Genomic DNA, 20,343 nt, shown 5'->3' on the forward strand with positions numbered 1-20,343 from the left:
GGAGAAGGCGGCCATGGAGCAGGTGCTCGACACGTGCCCCGGGAAGTCTGCCTTCGACGAGGATGTGTCATGGCCAGGGCGTGGCGAAGGGGACAAAGCGCCGGAAGAGCCGAATGCTGATTCCGGCTCCGGTTCGGACGGGGCAACGCATTTTGAGAACTGCGCTGCCGCGCGGTCGGCCGGCGCGGCTCCCGTCCACCGAGGCGACCCCGGCTATGGTTCCCACCTCGACCGAGATGGCGACGGGATCGCCTGCGAGTGATCGACCGGCGTCTCCGACGTTTCGAGGTCGATTCGGTGCGATTCTGAGAACAGATATCGGACCGAATCGACCTCGAGAATCGTGTCCCGGACTCGGGGTGGGGGTTTCGCTGGGTCTGACCGGGTGATCAGACCTCGGCGGCTGCTCGCGATGCGGCGCGCGACCGCTTCCGGGTTCCCTTCTTCCGGCCTCGGAAGATCAGCTGGTCGAGGCTGATCCGTCCCGGTCCGGCGGCGGCCAGCAGGAGGGAGCCGGCTGCCAGGGCTGCGACGAGCTCCCAGCCGCCCTGGTCGACGAAGACTCCGGCAGTCAAGTGGACGAGGATCATCGCCCCGACCATGTTGATCGCCAGCAGCAGGCCCACGACAGGAGTGAGTGCGCCGAGGATGAGCAGGGCGCCGCCGATGAGTTCGACGTAGGTGGAGAACGGCGCCGCCACCTCGGAGGCCGGCACACCCATCTGGTGGAACGACTGGGTCGTTCCCGCCACGGTCCATTCGCTGAACTTCTGCCACCCGTGAGCCATGAAGATGACGCCGAGGCCGATTCGGGCGATGAGAGTGACGATGTCGCGAACGACGGTCGGGAGTCCAGTGGTGGCGTACACGCCTACCTCCAATGAGTAGTTGAAATTGCAACTGAACGGTACGTGCTGAACATGCCGGTTTGCTGAAAGCCAGATGCGAGCATAGTCGGACTTCCGCCTGCGGACGAGTTCAGCCCTCCCTGAACGTGCGAAGTCCTCCGGTCACCGGCGGGCAGGTCTGCTGCGCCGGAGCCGGAGGACCCGGGAAGGCCGCTCAGGCGGGGATACGATCAGCGGTTGACGAGCTTGAAGAACGTGCTGTCGCTGCCGTCCGACTTCTGCTCCTGGTAGAGGAAGGCGAGGTTCTCGTCGTCGAACTTCTTGAACCAGTCGTCCCAGCTGATGTGCTCGAGGTCGTCCTTGCCGGCCCCGCCGGGGAAGTCGATGCGCAGGACGCCGGGATCACCGCCCGATTCGGTCGAGCGCACACTGGCGGGTTTGCCGTCGTGGGCCTCGACCCAGCTGCGGATCTCGTCGTGGTCCGTGGTCGTCGTGCTCTGTGATGTCATCGGTCATTGTCCCTTCTCTTGGTGTGATCAGGTCAAGACGTGAGGGCGGCAGTGCCGCCTGTCACTGTTTCCACGCTATCACCGGCCGGCCGGCGGAGCAGGAGGAGATTCGAGGCGGAGGAGCAGTTCGAAGCAGTGGCCCATCCGGAGAATCGAAGCAGAGGCCCGCCCGGAGAATCGAAGCTCAGGCCCGGGAGGAGAGACTGCGTTAGGCGGCGACTGTAAGTGAGGACGGGCGGAATCGAGCGAACTCTGGAACGCTCTGCCCGGATCGTGGAACAATGACGGGTGAAACAGCGACGGGAAGTGTGACCGCATCGTATACGGAAAAGATGATCTTTGTGACCAGTGAGAACACCATCGTGGGCGTCACCAGTGAGGACGCGGCCAGCGAGAGCACGACGACCACCCTGGATGCGACGGCCCTCCTCGGGGCGGGTCGCGGGGCAGCGGTGATCATCGCGTCCACCTCGGCGGCGAGGGGAGAGGCGGCCGACACCACCGGTCCGATCCTCGTCGACTGGCTGCGCTCGCGCGGCTACGACTGCCCTGAGGCCATCGTTGTCCGCGACGGGGAACCCGTCGGCCAGACGCTCCGGACGCTGCTCATCGACACTCCCGCGGACGAGCGGCCGCGCATCATCGTCACCAGCGGCGGAACTGGCTTGGCTCCCGACGACCGAACTCCGGAATTCACCGCCGAGCTCCTCGAGCGGCAATCCCCGGGGCTCGTCTACGCGATGTGGCGCAAGGGCCTCGAATCGACCACCTCGGCGGTGATGAGCCGCGGCGTCGCGGGCGTGCGCGGACGCACCTTCGTCATCAACTTCCCGGGGTCGAAGGGCGGGGTCAGAGACGGGATCACCGTCATCGACGAGCTCCTCGAACACATCCAGACCTCGGTCGAGGACACCACCGATCACGGCCCGAGGGTCTGATTCCCATGCAGCAGCGCAGAGCCGTCCGCGCCCGGGTCCACCGTTTCGACTCCACGGGGGAGATCTCCGCCGGCCCCGATTCGCTGGCAGGGGAGGAGCCGCTGGAGATCCGGCTCGACGGCGAGCAGTTCTCCGTCACGATGCGCACGCCCGGAAACGACGTCGAACTCATCGCCGGCTACCTGCTCTCCGAAGGTGTCGTGGCCGAGATGAGCGACATCGAGGAGATCGACTTCTCGGCCGGGCTGGCACCCGATGGCTCCCGCAACTACAACCTCGCCCTCGTGAGACTGCGGCGCGGGATCTGGAGCGCCGACGCCGCCCCCGCGCGCTCGGTCTACACTTCATCCTCGTGCGGCATCTGCGGGACCGCGGCTCTCGACGCGGTGACCAAGACCTCGGCCTACCCACTGATCCCGGCCTCCTGCCACTTCGATCCCGCGGCTCCCGCCCACAATCACTTCGATCCCGCGGCCCCCGCCCACAGCCACGCCGAGGTGGGCGATGATTCGCACGCCGAGGCGGCCGACGGTCCCCACGCCGAGGTGGGCGATGAGTCGCACTCCGAGGTGACTGTTGACGAGGACGGCGAGTACCGGTTCCCGCCATTGCTGGCGGCCGCCCGCGTGGGGGAGCTGCCCGATCGGCTGCGCTCGGGACAGAGCGTCTTCGACAAGACCGGCGGAGTCCATGCGGCGGCTCTGTTCGCCGTCGGCGACGACCCGCACGCCGAACCGGAGCTCCTCGCCACCCGCGAGGACGTCGGCCGGCACAATGCTGTGGACAAGGTCATCGGCTGGGCGATGGCCAACCGAGACCTGCCTCTGAGCCACACGGTCCTCCAAGTGTCCGCCCGAGCCTCGTTCGAGTTGGTGCAGAAGTCCGCGATGGCCGGGATCCCGATGATGTCCGCGGTGAGTGCCCCGTCGGCGCTCGCCGTCGAATACGGCAGGAGCGTCGGCGTGACGGTGATCGGATTCAACCGCAAAGGCCGGTTCAACGTCTACTCGTACCCCGAACGCGTGATCTGAGGAGGCGCCGGCCCGACGTCGCCTCGCTCGACGCTGCGTAGCCCGGAGCTGTTCGGCTTCCGCTCCCCGGCCCGGTGGTGTTCGACTTGGGCTGTCCAACTTCCGCTTTTCAGCTGAGCACCCTCGGCGCATAATAGAACGTATGGACGAATGGGATGCTCCGGAATGGCTGAACAGGTACAGAGCCTTCAAGTCGCTGTGCGCCGCCGTCTCGGGCGAATACATCCGGTTCAGTCTCACCACCGGTTGTGGCGACGTCTCGTACACGCATTCGCAGAGGACCGAAGGATTGCCCAACTATTCCTGTCGCCTCGAGGCCCGCGACGGCGCGGTGCTGATGCTCGAGCTCGACAACTGGCGGGGACGCCCGGATGACGTCCGAAGGGTGGTCCGGAAATGGCTGGGGGAGCATTCGAACCTGCGCGGCTGCAAACCCGCTCAGACCCACTATGGAGGCGACGAGTATTGGCGGACTCAGCTTCAGCATGCGAATCAGTGAAGCAATCAGCGAAGCACTGACTCAACCTCGAGCCCGCATCCCGGGTCAAGTCTGCAGATCAGCGAGGCACTGACTGCTGAGGTGGCCGTTGAGGCGACCGCTGAGAACTCACTCGGTCGAGATCCGCTGTCGCAGCCGCTGACCGTGAGTGAGACGCTTGACGTCCAAGTCCGAATCGAAGTTCGACCCCAGCGCCCCGGCCGCCACGCCCATCGCCGCGCTGAGCCAAGCGATGTCGAGATAGCTGGTGAAGGTCGCTTCCGTCTGAATCACCGTGCCGAGGAACTCGGGGTCGATGACGACCAGGCTGCCGAGCAGGATGAAGGTGACCAGGCAGAGGTAGAGGGCCACGGTGCAGGCGAGCAATGTCAGAATCGTGGAGAGATTGTAGAGGAGGACGGTCGCGGCCCGGCTCTCATTGGGCGGAAAGTCCCACAGCCGGTGGGAGAAGATGAGCCAGGCGACCATGCCGAGGATCGTCATCAGACCGATCGACAGCAGTCTCCCTGTCGACAGGTAGCTGGCCATCTGCCAGATCGAGCTGTAGAACACACCGAAGGCCCCCACGGCAGCGGCGGCGGCCATGATGCCCGAGAGTTTGGGCAGGGTTCGCCAAGGGTCGTTCGCCGCGACCATGCCCATGAGCAGTCGGATGTTCCCGGTCATCCGTGAGGCGTAGAGCGACAGCGCACCTGTCTCTTTGTGTTCCATCCACGTGCAGAAGCTCAGCTTCGGCTGGCGGACTCCCTTGCGTGAGAGGTTGGGGCGCATCCGTTCGATGCAGCTCATCAGGACGTTGAGAATCCGAACGTTGGGCCTGATCGCGCCGACTGCGGTGGAGCAGACGACGGCGACCCGGTGATCGGAGAACACCTCCGCGACCAGGGGGCGGCGGTGGAGGTGACGGGGGGCTTCGACGAGGACCAGGATGATGTCGATGTGCTCGTACTCGTCTACCGCCTCGGCGACGCTGTCGACGTCGATCCCGTAGTGCGGCGTCATCCTGACGGTCTCGATCCTGGTGGTCAGGTGGACCTTGGGTTCGAGATCGGAGTTGAGACGCTCGTCGAGTCTGTCCAGGACTCCCTGCAGGCGACGGCTGGGAAAACCGGGATCGGTGATGAGCAGGATCTCGAGCGGGGGGCGGGGCTCATTCATTTCGGGTCAAGACTCCGCCGCGGATCCGTCGCACCGGGTTTCTCGACCACCACCACCGGCGCCGGCGACAGATGCGGAGAAGGCAGGTACCTCGCTGCGATCGGACACGTGGTGACCACCGGCAGCCGGCGATTGACCGCATCTTTCATCGCCCGCGAGATAAGTTCCGCGCAGTGCTGGTCGGCGCTGTCCGGTTCGATGGCCTCGAGGTAGACGAAGACGACTTGATCCTTCTCGATCGTGTAATGCAGTGAGGCGACCAACTTGCCGGGCAGGTAAAGATCGAATTTCGACGCTCCCCGATTGTCGAGCATGGTGTACATGAGACTCCTGGAAGACTCGTGCAGTGCCGCGTGGAACTTTCACTATCGACCGCAAGCAGATGGTCATGGTTCTGACCAGTCCACTTGTGGCGAACGGTCCAGGAGCCAAGTGAAAGCAGCGCTGTTACTGGTTGACGGTTGGTTACCCCGTCAGTGTAAACGACTACAGCCGAATCCGGCGCGAAGCGCATTGCGGTAAAACGTAACAATCGCGTCAGGCTCAGCCCCGCGAATCGTCCGCCGGTGCTCACGAATCGTCCGCCGGTGCTCACGAATCGTCCGCCGGGACCCGTGAATCGTCAGGCTCCGCCCCGTGAACCGTCCGCCGGGGCCCGTGAATCGTCCGGCTGGGCCCGGGAATCGAGGAGATCACGCACGGCAGTCTCGGTGACAGGAAACCTGGCCGGGGCGTCGCCGTCGAGGAAGGCGTCGAAGAGACGCGGATCGACGTAGGAGTCCTGGGTGACCTTCGGAGTGTCGGCGAGGAACTGAGCGGTCACGTCGATCGCCTCCTTGATCAGCTTGCGCCGCTCCTTCTCACCCGTGCCCGCTGCCGTATCCCACGCCAGCGACTGACCTGCGACGACGGTGGCCCTCCAGGTGCGCAGGTCCTTGGCCGTGAAGCCGTCACCGGCCACGTCGCGGATATAGTCGTTGACCGCCTCGGCGGTGAGGCGCCGCCAGGCTCCGCCTTCCTTCGCGGCAAGCAGCTGCTGCGTCGGTTCCCGGCGGAGCATCGGTCGCACGGCTTTCGCAAGGTCGCTGTCCTCAAGGCTGACCGCCCACTCCTGGCCGCCCTTGCCCGTGAACTGGAGGGAGAGAGCGGAGCCGCTGACAGAGGCGTGCTGGATCTCCAGGGTCGACACTCCGTACGTGCCGTTGACCCGGGCATACTCTCGGCTACCGATGCGCATGCCCGTCGTGTCGAGGATGCGGAACGCGGCAGCCACGGCCCGGCGACCCGTGCCGCCGCGGGAACGGAGATCGAGGGTGACCCTCCGCCGCGCGTTCGGCAGCGCCCAGGCCAGGGACAACGACCGCTCGAACTTCTCTGCCTGCCGTTCGGCGATCCAATCGGGGTGGTAGATGTACTGCCGCCGTCCGGCGCTGTCGACACCCGTGGCCTGGATGTGACCGTCAGGACGCGGACAGATCCACACGTCCTTCCAGGCCGGGGGAATCGCCAATGACCGGATCCGGTCCAGTTCCTCTCCAGGCGGAACTTTCGTCCCATCTCCGTACAGGTAGAAGTAGCCCTTCCCGGCGCCCTTCCTCCGGATCCCCTCGGATGAAGGGTCGACGTAGGCGATCCGCCTCACGAATTCACCTCTTCTCCACTTCTCGACCGATGCCAGCGATTCAGCAGCTGGTGCAAGCGGTTCAGCGACTGGCGCCGCCGACGCTATCAATGTCGCCCATGATCCGTTTGAGCACAAGAGGGCTGGACAGAATCGGGGTTTCGTCCTAGGTCCACCGACGGCTCTCGTCACCCGCCGAACGCGCAGGCGCGGCGGCGTCTCCTGAGGTACGGCCTCGACTTTCGACCCAGGTGGAAGGAGAATACACTCACATCTGCGCAGCGCCGCGCCGAACCCCACGACTCGAACTCGTCAACCCCATGACGCGAAGCAGGAGGCCTGATGACCACAGCGCGAGCGTTCGACAGATCGAAGACCATTCTGTCCCGGATGTGCGCGGTCGGCGCCGTCACTCTCATGCTCACCCTCAGCGGTTGCGTGACCGCGGAGGGGGGAGTCTGGGGTGACATGTCCCGCGCGGTGGAGACGACCACCTCGGCGGTGAAATCGGTGTCGAACACCTTCCGCCAGGTCCAGGAGGGCACGACCCTGACCACGGTCGCGGAGACGAACTGCGAGGAGATGTTCAAGCAGGTCGAGAAGTCGAACAAGCAGATCTACGGGCTCAAGGTCGACTCGGACGCGCAGTCGGAGGCCCGGCAGAAAGTCCTCGACGAACTCTCCGGCGCCGCCAAGGCGATCGCGAACGCCCAGGACTCCATCGAAGGCACAAGCAGCGACTCACCCGAACAGCTGGACGCCGAGCTCAGCGACGCCGTCGAGCGGCTGTCCGCCCTCGAAGACGAGTTGGAGGCGCGGCAGTGAAGAAGATCGTCGGCGTCATGTTGGGCCTGCTGTCGGCGATCGGCGGCTTCGTCGACATCGGTGACCTGGTCGTCAACGCCCAGGTCGGCTCCCGGTTCGGCCTCTCCCTGGCCTGGGTGCTGCTCGTCGGCGTCATCGGGGTCTGCGTCTTCACCCAGATGTCCGGCCGGGTCAGCGCCGTGAGCCGACGGGCGACGTTCGAGATCATCCGCGAACGTCTTGGGCCCCGGGCGGGGCTGGCCAACCTCGCCGCCTCATTCCTCATCAACCTGCTCACCGTCGCCGCGGAGATCGGCGGCATCGCGCTCGCCCTGCAGCTGGCCAGCAGCGTCAGCTATCTGCTCTGGGTGCCGGTGGCGGCCCTCGCCGTGTGGCTGATCATCTGGCGGGTGAAGTTCTCCACGATGGAGAAGACCGTGCCGTTCGTCGGATTGGCCCTGGTCGGATTCGCCATCGCGGTGTTCATGCTCGGTCCGGACTGGGGTGAGCTGTTCGACCAGACATTCCAGCCGTCGGTGCCCGGCAACGAGCATGTGGCGACCTACTGGTACTTCGCGATCTCGATCTTCGGGTCCGCGATGACTCCCTACCAGGTTCTGTTCTACTCATCGAGCGCGATCGAGGAGAAGTGGACGCCGCAGAAGATCGCCGAATCCCGCCGCAACGTCCTCATCGGATTCCCCGTCGGCGCGCTGATCGCGCTCGCGATCTCCGCCTGTGCCGCCATCGTCCTCTTCCCGCAGGGCATCGAGGTCAGCTCCCTGTCGCAGGTCGTGCTCCCCGTCGCCGAGGCGGGTGGGAAGCTTCTCCTGGCGGTCGTCATCCTGGGCATCGTCGCCGCGACCACAGGCGCCGCTCTCGAGTCGACGCTGTCGACCGGGTACATGCTCTCGCAGTTCTTCGGCTGGCGGTGGGGGAAGACCCGGAAGCCGACCCATGCCGCCAGGTTCCACGTGACCATCATCGTCTGCGTGCTACTGGGCATCGGGGTCCTGTGCACAGGGGTCGACCCCGTGCAGGTGACGGAGCTGTCGGTGGTGTTCTCGGCCATCGCCCTGCCGTTGACCTACCTGCCGATCCTCATCGTGGCGAACGATCCGCAGTACATGGGCAAGCACGTCAACGGTCCGTTCACCAACGCCTTGGCACTGATCTACCTCGTCATCGTCATTGCCGCGTCCGTCGCGGCCATACCCCTGATGATCATCACAGGAGCGGGAGCATGAGTGAGAAGCAGAAGCCCCTCGACGCCGATGAATCCGTCGCCGAGCCACGGCACTTCGACGCCAGGCTGCACCTCGTCGACCGGCAGATCCTCGACAATGACGGCGATCCCGTCGCCGTCGTCGACGACCTCGAGATCAGCGACATCCCGTACGGACAGCCGCTGGATCCGGACGCCGATCCGCCGGTGATCACCAACATCCTCACGGGTCCGGTGCTCGCAACCCGCATCTTCGGCGGGCGCCCGCCGTCGTCGCGGTGGCACCGGATCAGCTGGGACAACGTCACCGACGTCGGAGTGACCGTCGACCTCGATCTGCCGCGGGACCAGATGGCGGCCGCATGGGTCGAACGCTGGATGCAGCGGCACGTCATCTCCAGGATCCCAGGAGGCAAACATGATTCTCAGTGACCTCATCGACGCCGAGGTGGTCGACTCGACCGGCGCCCGCCTCGGGTGGGTCCTCGACCTCCGCTTCAGTCGAGGTCGCGACGACTCGAGCCAGGCGCGCTTGGAGGCGATGGTCGTCGGCGGGCATCGGAGGGTGCCCTTCCTCGGCTATGAGCGAGCCGGGATGACCAGGCCGAAGATCCTCGCCTGGTTCCTCCACCGGATGCACCGTGATTCGCGGCTGATCCCCTGGAGCGAAGCGGCGCGGCTCGACGAAGGCCGGATCACCCTGCGCGCGGACTTCGACTCCGAACCGCTGATGGACCCCGGAGCCGGGGACGTGGAACGGGCGGCGGGGCGCATCGAGCAGAATACCGGGAAGCGGCAGGACGGAGAGCCCTGACCCGCGGACGGGCGCAACGCAGGCTCGTTGACCGGCGAAGACGCCGCAATTCAGGCCACCCCTGGCCGGCGGTGGAGACCCTCGCGGCGAAACTGTGTGAGTTCCGGCCCTTGGTGACAAGCACCCCTGATGTTGGAAGAATGGGCGAACCGTTCTTCGACGGGTCGGGCCGAGTCCTGCCCGTCTTCAAAACTTCATCAGGAGGACCCTCATGACGGCGCAAGTGTTCAACGATCGGACCCGCACCGCCCCACTTCCCCGAGGTCCGGTGAGTGAGCAGCTGATCGCAGTCCTCACCTCGGACGCCGAGGTGGGGCCGGAGGAACTCGATGAGCTGAGAACACGCGTCGTCACCGCCCTGGAGAACACCGACGACCTCTTCGCCGACGACGATCTCCAGCTCACGCTCTTCCTCCTCTACCTGCTCCACTACGGCCCCGCCGACTTCGTCACCGGCGAGTGGGAATGGAGCCCCGAGCTGATCGGCATCCGGAGCCTCGTCGAGGCTCAGCTGGAAGCCGCGCTCCGGGTCCACAACCCGCTGCCCGAGGTCCTCCCGGAGACCGGAGACGAAGTGTCCGAGGTCCTGTTCGAGATGACCGCCGGCGCCGCCAAGCCCACCCTGGCGATGTGGGCGGCCCGCCACGCCTCGGTGGAGCAGCTGCGCGAGTTCCTCATCCACCGCTCCATCTACACCCTGCGCGAAGCCGACCCTCACTCGTGGGCGATCCCACGCCTGCGGGGCCGCGCCAAGGCTGCGATCGTCGAGATCCAGTCGGACGAGTACGGGGCGGGCGATCCGGAGCGGGTCCATGCCGAGATCTTCGCCGGCACCCTGCGCAGTTTCGGACTCGACGACCGGCCCGACGTCTACCTCGACCTTGTTCCGGCTCTCACCCTCAACTCGATGAACACGATGAGCTTCTTCGGACTCAACCGGCGCCTGCGCGGGGCGATCGTCGGCCACCTCGCGGCATTCGAGATGACATCGTCGATCCCGAACAAGTTCTACTCCCGGGCGTTCTCCCGCCAGGGTTATGGCGAGGACGTCACCTGGTACTTCGATGAGCACGTCGAAGCAGATGCAGTGCACGAGCAGATCGCGGGCAGGGACCTCGCCGGGGGTCTGGCCGACTCCGACCCCGATCTCATCGCCGACATCATCTTCGGCGCCACCGCCTGCCTCTACGTCGACGACCTCGTCGCCGCGCACATGTACGCTCACTGGACCGAGGGGCGAACCTCGCTGCGGGAAGTCCGAGACATGCGATGACAGCCTCAGCGAATGCCGGCGCGAACTCGGCGAGGGCCGGCGCACCGATTCTGCCGGTGCACTATGTGCTGCCGATGCGGTGGAGCGAGGACAAGGGTCTGGCGGAACTCGCCGACTACCTCGAATCGATCAGGGAGTTCGTCGACGTCATCGTTGTCGACGGTTCCGATCCCGACCGCCGGCGACAGCACCGGGCCGCGCTGCCCGAGGACATCACGGTGCTCGACTGCGCGAACACCACCTGCCTCAACGGAAAGGTCGCAGGAGTGCTGACGGCAGTGCCGATGCTGCACCGGGCGAACACGGTCATCGCCGATGACGACGTCCGCTACGAACCCGAGGACCTGTTCAGGATCGTCGGTGAGCTCGATCGGGCCGATCTGGTCATCCCGCAGAACCACTTCAGCGCCCCCGGCAGTCACAGGGTTCCCTGGCACGCGCGGTGGGACACTGCCCGGTCCCTGCTCAACCGCGCCTTCGGCTCCGACTATCCCGGAACTCTCGCCCTGCGCACCACGATGCTCGCCGACGGATACGACGGCGACGTCCTGTTCGAGAATCTCGAACTCATCCGCACGGTGAAGGCTCGCGGCCGGATCGTCCGCAGCGTCCGCGATCTCTTCGTTGCCCGCCGTCCGCCATCATTCGCAGGCTTTGCCGGCCAGCGAATTCGGCAAGCCTACGACAGCTGCGCCCAACCACTGCGGTTCCTCGTCGAGCTCTCGCTTCTGCCCCTGGCCGTGGCATCCGCGCGCCGACCCAGACGTTTGGCGGCGATGGTCGTCCTCGTCATCGGCATCGCCGAGGTGGGGCGGAGGCGAGCGTCGGGCACATCCGTCTTCCCCGCCTCGGCGAGCTTCTGGGCCCCGCTCTGGGTGGCGGAACGGGCCGTCTGCGCGTGGTGGGCTCTGGCTCTGAGACTGCGTGGGGGAGTGACCTACCATGGCAGGAGGATTCCGGTTGCCGCGCATTCGCAAGCGCAGCTGCGGAAGGTTCAGCACGAACCGCAGGAGTCCTCTGCCGAGCCGCGACGGACGATCGTCGCGAGACCGGCTGCGGTCGGACCGTCGAGGAAAGTGAGCGAATTGTGAAGAACGAAACCGATCCGGTGACCATCACGCCCTGCCCCGACGGGCCGCTGCTGGTGCGCGGCGACTTCCTCATCGCCCCCGCTCCCGGCCGGGAGCCCGAGGCGCCGGGGCGGCGGGTCGTCGCCCTGTGTCGGTGTGGCAAGAGCGGGATCCCGCCGATGTGCGACGGCTCGCACAAGCTCGTCGGCTTCCGCGCGCCTGCCCCCGAGGCGGCACCCGAGGATTCTCCGCGAAGCGACTGACCACTGTCCTCTCTGCTGCTGCACCGCTGACAGACGACTGACGCCACCTCGGGGAATCCGAGGTGGCGTCAGTCGTTCTCAGCGCCGCGGTTCAGCTCTGGGCGCGGGCCCAGGCGCGGTGCTCGGCGAGGCCCTCAGCGATCTGCTTGACGATGCTGCCGAAGTCGTCATTGCAGTACACGCCGGGATCGTTCGCCGCGATTCCGTACTTCGACATCCATTCCGAGGAGTCGCTGTAGGCGCCGATGAACTTGAGGTGGCGCCACGCCTCGGAGACGAGGCGATCGATCTCCACGGTCAGTTCGACCTCCTCGGCGAAGATCAGAGCGTCGAGCTCGACCGAGGACATGGTCATATAGGTCCGTTCGACCGCGACGGACTTGCCGCCCGAGGTGATGCTTCCTCCGGCGGGAGCGATGAGGATCGGCACCATTCCTGCCTGCGCGATGAGGTCGTGCGCCTTGATGGCCTGCTCGGCCGGAGTCGCGGTGCCGGTGACGATGCCGACCTTCCGCCCGTCGATGGGCCACTTGTGGCCGAGCTGCGACAGCGCCGGGCTCGGCTCGACATCCGTGGCCGGCTCGACCTCGGGCTCGGGGACGTCGAGTCCGAGACCCTGGGCCACCATCGTGGCGAGTTCGGAGTCGACCGAGGCGAGCACCTTGAGCTGGCGTTCGCGGATCGTCTCCTCGTAGCACTTGCCGAGCTCGAAGGTGAACGCGTCGGCCAGGTGTGACTGCTCGAGCGGGGTGAGGCTGAGCCAGAACAGTCGAGCCTGGGAGAAGTGATCGTCGAAGGTCCGCGGCGTCTCGCGCACCTTCGTCGATTCGGCGACCCGCGTCGGCACCTCGACGAAGGTGTGATCGTCGTCGGCGGGCGCATGGAAGGGGTTGCCGCCGTCGAGGGAGTTCGGCTTGTACGGGGCGGCTCCGCGGTGGACGGCGGTCTGATGCATGCCGTCGCGGAACATGTCGTTGACCGGGCAGTGCGGTCGGTTGATCGGCAGCTGGGCGAAGTTCGGCCCGCCGAGGCGGCTGATCTGGGTGTCGAGGTAGGAGAACAGGCGCCCCTGCAGCAGCGGGTCGTTGGTCACGTCGATGCCGGAAACCAGGTGGCCCGGGTGGAACGCGACCTGCTCGGTCTCTGCGAAGAAGTTGCTCGGATTCCGGTTGAGGGTGAGCAGGCCGACGGGCTGGACGGGAGCCAGCTCCTCGGGCACGATCTTCGTCGGATCGAGGAGGTCGATGCCTTCGAACATCTCGTCCTCGGTGTCGGGGAACACCTGGATGCCCAGCTCCCACTGGGGGCACGCTCCCGCTTCGATGGCGTCGGCCAGATCCCGCCGGTGGAAGTCGGGGTCGACCCCGTTGACCATCTGCGCCTCCTCCCAGATCAGGGAGTGGACGCCGGCCTTCGGCTTCCAGTGGAACTTCACGAGCGAGGTCTCGCCGGCGGCATTCTCCAGGCGGAACGTGTGGATGCCGAAGCCCTCCATCGTCCGGAACGACCGCGGGATCGCCCGGTCGGACATCTGCCACATCGTGTGATGGGTCGCCTCGGTGTGCAGGGACACGAAGTCCCAGAACGTGTCGTGGGCGCTTTGGGCCTGCGGGATCTCACGGTCCGGATGCGGTTTGGCCGCATGTACGATGTCGGGGAACTTGATCGCATCCTGGATGAAGAAGACCGGGATGTTGTTGCCGACGAGGTCGAAGACTCCGTCCGAGGTGTAGAACTTCGTCGCGAACCCGCGGGTGTCGCGCACGGCGTCGGCAGAACCACGATTGCCCACCACCGTGGAGAAGCGGGTGAAGACCTCGGTCTCGACGTCCTTCTGCAGGAAGGCGGCCTTCGTGACCTTCGCGGCGCTGCCGTAGGAGACGAACGTGCCATGCGCTGCGGAGCCTCGAGCGTGGACGACGCGCTCGGGAATGCGCTCGTGGTCGAAGTGGGTGATCTTCTCCCGGAAGTGATGATCCTGCATGAGCAGCGGTCCGCGTCGGCCGGCCTTGAGCGAATGGTCGGTGTCGGGGACGCGGGCGCCCTGAGCGGTGGTCAGGTAGGCGCCCTGCTGTGCCTGATCCGCCTGGGTGTCGGCGCTGGGAGCGCCCGTCGGGGACGTCGGACGGGGACCGCTCTGGTCGGGCTTGGGCGGCAGCGGAGGCTGGGGATTCGTCGGCTCGTCGAACTCGGGGGTCCGGGGGCCAGGTTTGCCGGGAATGGTCGGCTGATCTTCGGGAGCCATATCGTTCTCCTCCTGTGTCGGGGTCGGGGTGGTCGGGGACGGATGGGTCTCGTCAGAGTACGGTCAGTTCCCCTCGTGAATCGCAATGTCGAGAAAGGTCTTGATGTTCTTGATCCGTGTGGTCAGCTCCGCGATGTCCAGGGACGCGGTGTACTCCTCCATCTCCCGTGTCTGAGCGGGGCAGAGGATCCCGGAGTCGAGGAGCCGTTTGATCGGAGTGACGGGGTCGTCGTAGACACGGCGGCGGACTCCGGACGGGGTTCGCTTCCACCCGATAGGGTTCTTCACCGGCATGAAGAAGTTGAGTCTGTCGCCGAGGGCGTCCCAGATGTCGTTGGCCAGCTCGATGTCGACGTGCGGATTGTTCTTGATCACCGATTGGAGCGTGTCGACGGTCTTGCGCTTGCGCTCGGCCAGGCGGATGCCGTGGTTGATCGCGGAGATCGGGTGAACTGCGACCATCCGCTCGGTGGCCCACTCCTCGATTTCGTCCAGCGGCAGCTCGGGGCTGATGAGGAGCCCGGTCACGATGTAGGGGATCGAGGCGACCGCCTCGGCGAGCACCTTCACCGGGTCGGCGTCGGGTTCGAAGCTCACGGTTCGGACCCATCCGATGCGGACATCGGTCAAGGTCAGGGTGCGGCGACCGGGGCCGCGATCGTCATCGTGGTCGGGGTCGATGTACTCGGCGACGAAGTAGCCCGGTTCCGGTTCGGCGAGGAGCTTGGTCGCATGCAGCGACACCGAGGTCCTCAACCCGGTGCCCGACCCGGAGAGGAGGACATCCTCGGTGGTGTCGGACTTCTCGGAGCTGAGGTAGCGGTCGATCGTGGCGGCCGAAATCTGGAACAGCTCCTCACGAACCTCCTCGGAGTAGCTGTCGCGTCCCGGCCGCAGGTGGCCGTGGGCTTCGAGGGAGGCGAGGCATTCCGGCATCGCGGCTTCCAAGTACTTTCCGCAGGGCTGCCCTGACTGCTCCCAGACGAATTGGAGCGTCTTGCGGGCTGCGAGGGAGAACTTCTTCGGCTTGCTGCGGCGGCGATCGGGGACCGAGTCGGGAGACACTCCCTCAGCCATCAGAGCCAACTGCTGCCTGAGCTGGTGTCTGGCGTGGTCACGGCTCCATCCTGTGGCAACCGTGATCGTATCGAGCAACCTGCCCTTGTCCTTCCTTGAGGACGTGTCGTACGCCTGCGCGTATTTGCGGGCCATTTGGATCGCGGTTGTCATCTCGTCCACTCCTGACTGTCGTTGAACGTCTCCGGCAACCTCTCATGCCCTTCCCGATTGCCGTCCGGCTCAAGAGAAGGAGGAGAGGCTTAGTGGAAATGACGCTAACTATGCGGTCACAGCTTCACAACCCCCCTTTACAAAACTCGGTTCTTGTTCTAGAGACGTTCATGTCCTGGACGAATGCGGAGAAGATCTCGGCCATGCCAGAGATTCCTGACATGGCCGAGACGCTGGAGATGCTCTGAGTCAGGTCAGTAGTGCCCGGGCGCGTCACTGCCGGGGAACGACTCCTCGCCCCACTCATCAACCAACTCGTCCTCGCTCATCGCGTCGTCCGATCCGGAGCCGGAGTCGTGAGCGTTCGAGTTCTGAGCGTCCGAGCCCTCGGAACCGGGACGCTCCGCCTCGGTGTCGGGAGCCGCAGCGGGCACCTGCTCGACCGAGTCGTTCTCGGAAGCCCCGGCGAAGTCCTCGGTGCTGTTCTGGTCGGGCGAATCGGTCATCTCTGTCTCCTCATAGGGTCGATGATTCCTGTCACCGGGCTCGCGGCCCGGCCCTGTCACCGGGGCTGACGCCCGGCATATCATTGATGATGGCAAAAACGTCACACCCTGTCACTCGACACCCGGAACTCACCTTCCGCCGCCGGTAGGGGACCTCCGGCCCGCCGGACGCCACCACCGGTAGGGGACCTCCGTCCCGCCAGGCGCCGCCGCCGGTAGGAGCCCGCCGGACCAGGCGAGCAGTCTCAGGCCGGTTCGGGCTCGAGCACCTCGACGACTTCGTGGTCGCGCTGGGTGAGGGTGGTGGGGGATTCGAGGTGCACCGCGCTGCTGGGGATGATCCCGGCACCGCCGTGTCGCCGCATCACCTGCCATTGGCAGTAGACGTCCTCACCGACATGGGTATCGGGCAGTTCGTTCCAGAACTCGAACCCTCCGGCGTCAATGAGCTTGTGCCGGTCGAAGAGCACGCAGCCGCCGACCCAGGCCACGTGGTAGACGCCAGGGTCAGCTGTCGAGTAGCTGCGGTCTGCGGCGATGTGGCAGAGGTTGGCTGCATTGTGGAGCTTCCAGCGCTCGAGTTCCTCGGCGCTCTGTGACAGCGACTCGGGTGCGACGGGTCCCTGCCATTCGGCGAACTCTCTCCATTCCTCCGGTCTGCGGTCGTCGAGGTAGGACAGGCCCTGCACCGCTGAGCCGATGAAACCGCATCTCTGCGTCTGCAGTGTGGAGAGCATCCTGGTGATCGTCCCCGGTTCCAGCCACACGTCGTCGTCGAGGTAGAGGACGAAGTCGGCTGAACTGAGGTCGAGCAGATGCTGGCGCTGCTGTGCCATTCCCCGTTTGGGCAGGTTGCGGTCGACCGTGACCCGGCGTCCCTGAGCCTGCAGGAGCGTGATCATCGGAGCGACCCCGGTGCGGGGTTCGACCGGCTCCCGGGACTGGTCGCTGATGATGACCGCGAAGTCGGCGTCCATCTGTGCGGCGAGCCCGCTGAGGGTCACGGCGAGCTCGGTGGGGCGGTCACAGGTGGGGATCAGCACCTCGACCGCTGCGGGGCCGGTGGGAGCGGGAGTCCGTGCTCCCCACTCCGCCGAGGTGCGTGCTCCCCTCGACCGTGAACCCGCCGACCGTGCGGAGGCCGACCGTGAGCCCGTCGACCGTGCACCGGCGGACCGTGTGTCCTCCGAAGATCTGTCCTCCGTCGAGATGTGTGCCTGCGTCGAGGTGTGTGCCTGCGAGCTCATTGTGCCTCCTTGGCAACGTCGGCCGGTGCCGCCTCCCGGCTCTGGCTGAGGTCGATGACGTCGACGCCGAGGTGGGAGAACCGCAGGGTCAGCTCCGCGGGCCGGAATGCCGTCTGCGTCGAGGCGTCGATCGCGATGACATCGGGGCGAACGGTCTCGACGACTGCCGTGGCGTCCCCGGAGAACGTCGTGACGACGTCGACGCTCGGGTCCGAGCTGAGCAGCGCCATGGTCGCGGCCGTGGAGTCCGTCGAGCTCAGCCCCGCCGAGGTGGACAGAGCGACGACGAGGAAGTCCCCGAGCGCTCGTGCCGACTCGAGCACGGTGCTGTCGCAGTCGCTGCCCGGCTCGAAGAGCCCGAGAGCCAGCACCGTGCGTCGCGCAGCGCCCCGATCCGAGGAGCGGTCGCGCCCGGAATGCCGGGTCCCCGAGTCCTGTGCGTCGGCGCCCATCTCGGCGCTGCGGTGGTCGGGACCGACGAGCTCGAGGAGATCGGCCGCCGAGCACAGTGACGTGCCCTCCTTGTGGACGACGACGTTCGCGGCCAACTGGGCGAACTCGGCGGCCAGGTTGAGGGGGAACCCGGCCGACATCGCCAGGGCCAGGCCCGCGACGAAGGTGTCGCCGGCCCCCGACGCCTGGCTCTCGGGCACCGGTTGAGCCTGGGTCACGTGGATGGAGTCGGCTTCGTCGACGGCGACCGCCCCGTCCCGGTCGAGGGTGATGACCATCGCCGAGGCGTTCGTCGCCTCCCGCATGGCCGGAGCGTATTTCTGGGCCAAGGTGACCCGGTGGCGGCCGCTGCGGAAGCTTGCGTGCAGGGTCTCCTCGACCTCATGGACGTTGGGGGTGACCACGGTGGGGCGCAGGTCCCGCCAATGCTCGGGCTGGTGGGCGTCGACGATGGTCATCGGGCGCTCGCCCACTCCGGCCAGCCGACGCGGCAGGTCGCTGTCATGGACGGGGCCGCCGTAGTCGGCGATGACGAGGGCATCGCTGTCGGCGGCCGCCGCGAGTGCGGCCCGGCAGAGCCGATCGTCGACCTCCTGACGCTCCTGTCGGTCCAGCTCCTGCATCGGCACCGTGTCGAGCCGGAGCAGGATGTGGTCGTCGACGAGGACGCGCGTCTTCTTCGTCGTCGTCAGCTGGGAGCTGATGACGACCTCGGAGACGTCGACGTTGGCCTCGGCGAGGAGTCGCCTCACCGCGGCACCGGATTCGTCGTCACCGACGGCCCCGATCAACCGCACCCGGGCGCCGAGGGAGGCGAGGTTCATCGCCGTGTTCGCCGCCCCACCGGGCGACAGCGTCTCCTCGCCCTGTTCGACGACGGGCACCGGGGCTTCTCGGGCCAGGCGGGTGCTGCGGCCCTGCATCCAACTGTCGAGGATGACGTCGCCGATCACCGTGATCAGCGGGGAGCTGCGGGTGAGCTCGCAGATCAGCTCGGGTGTGATCTCCTCACACGCGGCGCTGGGAGCGCCGGCCGCGATGGAGACGGAATGCAGATCGCGTTTCATGATGTCTCCTCACTGTTCCGGACCACTGGACGACGCTGAACCGCTGGACGACGCCGGATAGCTGGACGACGCCGGACCACTGGACGACGCCGGACCGTCGGACGCATCCGCACCGCTCGACGCCGGCGGAGCGCTGATGTGGACCACCGAGGTGGTCGAGAACTCGTCGAGCAGCTCCGGGCCGAAGCCGAATCCGGACCCGCTCTCACCCAGCGGTTCCGCCGAGCCGCCGGGAGCCCCGCCGAACACGGCGTTGACCTTCACGGTGCCCACCCGCAGGGTGTCCACGGCGGCGAGCACATGCCCCAGATCGGGGCTGAGCACCGTGGCCGCGAGCCCGTAGGGGTCGGCAGCGGCCAGTTCGAGGGCCTCGTCGAAGTCGTCGGCGACGCAGATGGGCGCGACGGGACCGAACACCTCGTCGGTGAGCAGCGGCATTCCCGGACGGCAGTGATCGACGACGGTCGCCGGGTAGTGCGCTCCCGGGGTATCGGGGATCGAGCCGCCGGCGAGCACCTTCGCTCCCATCTCCCAGGAGGCGGTGAGGAGGAACTGCACGCTCTCGCGGTGGCGGCGGTCGACCAGCGGCTGGGGTTCCGGCGCGCTGTTCCACTTCTCAGCCTCGGCGACCAGCGCCGAGGTGAAGTCGGCGGCGACGTCCCGGTGGACGAAGATCCGCTCGACGGAGGTGCAGATCTGACCGGCGTTCGCGAACGACCCCAGCGCGGCCTGCCCGGCGGCCCATTCGATGTCGACGCCGGAATCGACGATCAGGGCATCGTTGCCGCCGTTCTCCCGGATCACGTGGGCGCCGTGGGCGGCGGCGCGGGAGTGGATGTCGCGGCCGGCAGCGCTCGACCCGACATGGGCGTACATCGCGATCCGCTCGTCGTCAGTGAGCACCCGGCCGATCTCGGCGTCGCCGAGGGCGGTGGCGAAGACGCCCTCGGGCAGCACGGCGGAGCAGATCTCGCCGAGGCGCCTGCCCAGGTGAGGGCAGCGCTCACTGGGTTTGTGGATGACGGTGTTGCCCATCACCAGGGCCGCTCCGATGAGACCCGCCGCGATCGCGACCGGGTCGTTCCACGGGGTGATGGCGGCGACGACGCCCCGGGCGCGGGACCGGGTGAAGTCCGCGGCGAGGCGGTCCCCGCGCAGACTGTGACCCCGGTGGACGGGCCCGAGCTCCGCGTACTGGCGCAGCGTGCCGACTCCCGCGTCGATACCACCCTGGGAGTCCGCGACGGTCTTGCCCGTCTCCCGGTGGTTGAGCTCGGCCAGCTCCTCCGCAGCCGCTTCGAGCTGATCGGCGATGAGGGTGAGCAGACGAGCGCGTTCGGTGACGGGTGTGGCCTCCCAGCCGCGCCGGGCACGATGGGCGGCGGCGACTTTCGCGCGCACCGAATCGGGGGTGTCGCAGCTGATCTCGCCCACGAGTTCGCCGGTGGTGGGGTTCTGTATAGTGATGGACGAGACAGTGACATTGCGTGTGTTCAGGTCATCTGGCATGGGAATCCTCCTCGAACTCGATGGGTGGGAATG

22 protein-coding genes are annotated in these 20,343 nt (G+C 66.6%); 11 read left to right on the plus strand and 11 right to left on the minus strand.

All coding sequences use genetic code 11. From position 1 onward, the window contains the following. Nucleotides 1–262: excalibur calcium-binding domain-containing protein (locus tag RIT73_RS07540; protein ID WP_309131457.1), on the plus strand; the 262-nt coding region annotated here is incomplete at its 5' end. A 127-nt stretch (nt 263–389) separates the two neighbouring features. On the opposite strand, the gene RIT73_RS07545 is transcribed toward RIT73_RS07540, so the two are convergent. Continuing rightward, nucleotides 390–869: a DoxX family protein gene (locus RIT73_RS07545; RefSeq protein WP_309131458.1), complete on the minus strand. Its 480-nt coding sequence runs from the start codon at nt 867–869 to the stop codon at nt 390–392. A gap of 209 nt (nt 870–1,078) precedes the next feature. Beyond that, nucleotides 1,079–1,357 carry a hypothetical protein gene (locus tag RIT73_RS07550; protein WP_309131459.1) on the minus strand — a complete coding sequence of 93 codons (279 nt, stop codon included), beginning with the start codon at nt 1,355–1,357 and terminating at the stop codon, nt 1,079–1,081. A gap of 332 nt (nt 1,358–1,689) precedes the next feature. On the opposite strand from RIT73_RS07550, the gene RIT73_RS07555 reads away from it, so the two are divergent. The 3 genes from RIT73_RS07555 (at nt 1,690) to RIT73_RS07565 (ending at nt 3,825) form a co-directional block, all read left to right on the plus strand. Further along, nucleotides 1,690–2,295 (plus strand): MogA/MoaB family molybdenum cofactor biosynthesis protein, encoded by a 606-nt coding sequence (locus tag RIT73_RS07555; protein ID WP_309131460.1) that lies wholly within the window; start codon nt 1,690–1,692, stop codon nt 2,293–2,295. 5 nt (nt 2,296–2,300) lie between these two features. Then, the gene (locus tag RIT73_RS07560) at nt 2,301–3,326 is read left to right on the plus strand and encodes a formate dehydrogenase accessory sulfurtransferase FdhD (protein WP_309131461.1); all 1,026 of its coding nucleotides are present in this window, start codon (nt 2,301–2,303) and stop codon (nt 3,324–3,326) included. Between the two features lie 142 nt (nt 3,327–3,468). After that, complete coding sequence (locus RIT73_RS07565) at nt 3,469–3,825, plus strand: hypothetical protein (RefSeq protein ID WP_309131462.1); 357 nt, start codon at nt 3,469–3,471, stop codon at nt 3,823–3,825. Nucleotides 3,826–3,933: 108 nt separating this feature from the next. Here RIT73_RS07565 and RIT73_RS07570 read toward each other — a convergent pair whose 3' ends face one another. The 3 genes from RIT73_RS07570 to RIT73_RS07580 form a co-directional block, all read right to left on the minus strand. Beyond that, nucleotides 3,934–4,983: a hypothetical protein gene (locus RIT73_RS07570; protein ID WP_309131463.1), complete on the minus strand. Its 1,050-nt coding sequence runs from the start codon at nt 4,981–4,983 to the stop codon at nt 3,934–3,936. Next, nucleotides 4,980–5,306 carry a hypothetical protein gene (locus RIT73_RS07575; RefSeq protein ID WP_309131464.1) on the minus strand — a complete coding sequence of 109 codons (327 nt, stop codon included), beginning with the start codon at nt 5,304–5,306 and terminating at the stop codon, nt 4,980–4,982. Before RIT73_RS07575 ends, RIT73_RS07570 begins: the two co-directional genes overlap by 4 nt. Before the next feature lie 299 nt (nt 5,307–5,605). Next, on the minus strand, nt 5,606–6,625 hold the full coding sequence (locus RIT73_RS07580; protein ID WP_309131465.1) for a DNA topoisomerase IB: 1,020 nt from the start codon (nt 6,623–6,625) through the stop codon (nt 5,606–5,608). A 321-nt stretch (nt 6,626–6,946) separates the two neighbouring features. Here RIT73_RS07580 and RIT73_RS07585 point away from each other — a divergent pair, with 321 nt between their 5' ends. The 7 genes from RIT73_RS07585 to RIT73_RS07615 all read left to right on the plus strand — a co-directional run bounded on the left by RIT73_RS07585 (nt 6,947) and on the right by RIT73_RS07615 (nt 12,053). Continuing rightward, nucleotides 6,947–7,429 (plus strand): hypothetical protein, encoded by a 483-nt coding sequence (locus tag RIT73_RS07585; RefSeq protein ID WP_309131466.1) that lies wholly within the window; start codon nt 6,947–6,949, stop codon nt 7,427–7,429. Then, nucleotides 7,426–8,655 (plus strand): divalent metal cation transporter, encoded by a 1,230-nt coding sequence (locus RIT73_RS07590; protein WP_309131467.1) that lies wholly within the window; start codon nt 7,426–7,428, stop codon nt 8,653–8,655. Before RIT73_RS07585 ends, RIT73_RS07590 begins: the two co-directional genes overlap by 4 nt. Continuing rightward, nucleotides 8,652–9,065, plus strand: a complete 414-nt coding sequence (locus tag RIT73_RS07595; RefSeq protein WP_309131468.1) for a hypothetical protein — start codon at nt 8,652–8,654, stop codon at nt 9,063–9,065. Before RIT73_RS07590 ends, RIT73_RS07595 begins: the two co-directional genes overlap by 4 nt. Then, nucleotides 9,052–9,447, plus strand: coding sequence for a PRC-barrel domain-containing protein (locus RIT73_RS07600; protein WP_309131469.1), 396 nt, complete (start codon nt 9,052–9,054; stop codon nt 9,445–9,447). The genes RIT73_RS07595 and RIT73_RS07600 overlap by 14 nt, the downstream gene beginning before the upstream one ends. Before the next feature lie 211 nt (nt 9,448–9,658). Continuing rightward, entirely contained in the window at nt 9,659–10,720 is a 1,062-nt protein-coding gene (locus tag RIT73_RS07605) for an iron-containing redox enzyme family protein (protein WP_309131470.1), read from the plus strand. Continuing rightward, complete coding sequence (locus RIT73_RS07610; RefSeq protein WP_309131471.1) at nt 10,717–11,811, plus strand: glycosyltransferase; 1,095 nt, start codon at nt 10,717–10,719, stop codon at nt 11,809–11,811. Before RIT73_RS07605 ends, RIT73_RS07610 begins: the two co-directional genes overlap by 4 nt. Further along, on the plus strand, nt 11,808–12,053 hold the full coding sequence (locus RIT73_RS07615; protein ID WP_309131472.1) for a CDGSH iron-sulfur domain-containing protein: 246 nt from the start codon (nt 11,808–11,810) through the stop codon (nt 12,051–12,053). The genes RIT73_RS07610 and RIT73_RS07615 overlap by 4 nt, the downstream gene beginning before the upstream one ends. Before the next feature lie 91 nt (nt 12,054–12,144). Here the strand turns inward: RIT73_RS07615 and RIT73_RS07620 are convergent, their stop codons facing one another. The 6 genes from RIT73_RS07620 to RIT73_RS07645 form a co-directional block, all read right to left on the minus strand. After that, nucleotides 12,145–14,298 carry a catalase gene (locus RIT73_RS07620; protein ID WP_309131473.1) on the minus strand — a complete coding sequence of 718 codons (2,154 nt, stop codon included), beginning with the start codon at nt 14,296–14,298 and terminating at the stop codon, nt 12,145–12,147. Between the two features lie 63 nt (nt 14,299–14,361). Next, nucleotides 14,362–15,528 (minus strand): hypothetical protein, encoded by a 1,167-nt coding sequence (locus RIT73_RS07625; protein WP_309131474.1) that lies wholly within the window; start codon nt 15,526–15,528, stop codon nt 14,362–14,364. 254 nt (nt 15,529–15,782) lie between these two features. Next, a complete protein-coding gene (locus RIT73_RS07630; RefSeq protein ID WP_309131475.1) occupies nt 15,783–16,034 on the minus strand; it encodes a hypothetical protein in 252 nt (83 codons plus the stop codon). A gap of 245 nt (nt 16,035–16,279) precedes the next feature. Beyond that, complete coding sequence (locus tag RIT73_RS07635) at nt 16,280–17,281, minus strand: glycosyltransferase family A protein (protein ID WP_309131476.1); 1,002 nt, start codon at nt 17,279–17,281, stop codon at nt 16,280–16,282. Beyond that, the gene (locus RIT73_RS07640; protein ID WP_309131477.1) at nt 17,278–18,801 is read right to left on the minus strand and encodes a PfkB family carbohydrate kinase; all 1,524 of its coding nucleotides are present in this window, start codon (nt 18,799–18,801) and stop codon (nt 17,278–17,280) included. The genes RIT73_RS07635 and RIT73_RS07640 overlap by 4 nt, the downstream gene beginning before the upstream one ends. 9 nt (nt 18,802–18,810) lie before the next feature. Then, nucleotides 18,811–20,310, minus strand: coding sequence for an aldehyde dehydrogenase family protein (locus RIT73_RS07645; protein WP_309131478.1), 1,500 nt, complete (start codon nt 20,308–20,310; stop codon nt 18,811–18,813). Nucleotides 20,311–20,343: the final 33 nt, after the last annotated feature.

It is taken from the genome of Brevibacterium sp., assembly GCF_031179145.1.
Lineage (GTDB): Bacteria > Actinomycetota > Actinomycetes > Actinomycetales > Brevibacteriaceae > Brevibacterium.